Origin of the sequence: Salinicoccus jeotgali (genome assembly GCF_039538805.1) — a bacterium.
GTDB lineage: Bacteria > Bacillota > Bacilli > Staphylococcales > Salinicoccaceae > Salinicoccus > Salinicoccus jeotgali.
Genome location: NZ_BAABCK010000005.1, coordinates 1 through 981, shown reverse-complemented (window position 1 = coordinate 981; position 981 = coordinate 1). Strand labels below are relative to the sequence as shown.

General features: G+C 51.0%; 1 rRNA gene. It reads left to right on the top strand.

Features of this window, described 5'->3' with window-relative positions:
• Positions 1-981 (top strand): 23S ribosomal RNA (locus ABD734_RS00935); the annotation flags it as partial.

Below are 981 nucleotides of genomic sequence, written 5' to 3'. Positions count from 1 at the left end.
GCGAGCGAAACGGGAAGAGCCCAAACCAGTCTTTGACTGGGGTTGTAGGACACCGAAAAAGCAGATTGAAGCGAGCAGAAGCGACTGGAAAGTCGCACCATAGGGGGTAACAGTCCCGTATGCGAAGCTTTGATGTGTGGCGGTGTATCCTGAGTACGGCGGAACACGAGAAATTCCGTCGGAAACCGGGAGGACCATCTCCCAAGGCTAAATACTTCTTGGTGACCGATAGTGAACCAGTACCGTGAGGGAAAGGTGAAAAGCACCCCGGAAGGGGAGTGAAATAGAACCTGAAACCGTGTGCTTACAAGTAGTCAGAGCCCGTTAATGGGTGATGGCGTGCCTTTTGTAGAATGAACCGGCGAGTTGTGATTGCATGCGAGGTTAAGCAGCGAATGTGGAGCCGTAGCGAAAGCGAGTCTGAATAGGGCGTCTAGTATGGGGTTGCAGACCCGAAACCAGGTGATCTACCCATGTCCAGGCTGAAGTCCAGGTAACACTGGATGGAGGGCCGAACCGACTTACGTTGAAAAGTGACCGGATGAGGTGTGGGTAGCGGAGAAATTCCAATCGAACCTGGAGATAGCTGGTTCTCTCCGAAATATATTTAGGTATAGCCTCGTGTTAGCATCGTGGAGGTAGAGCACTGTTTGGACGAGGGGCCCATCCCGGGTTACCGAATTCAGACAAACTCCGAATGCCACCTATGTGATGCACGGGAGTCAGACAGCGGGTGATAAGGTCCGTTGTCGAGAGGGAAACAGCCCAGACCACCAGTTAAGGTCCCAAAATATATGTTGAGTGGAAAAGGATGTGGCGTTGCACAGACAACTAGCATGTTGGCTTAGAAGCAGCCATCATTTAAAGAGTGCGTAATAGCTCACTAGTCAAGTGACGCTGCGCCGAAAATGTACCGGGGCTAAACATATTACCGAAACTGTGGATCAATTATATTGATGGTAGGAGAGCGTTCCGATTGCA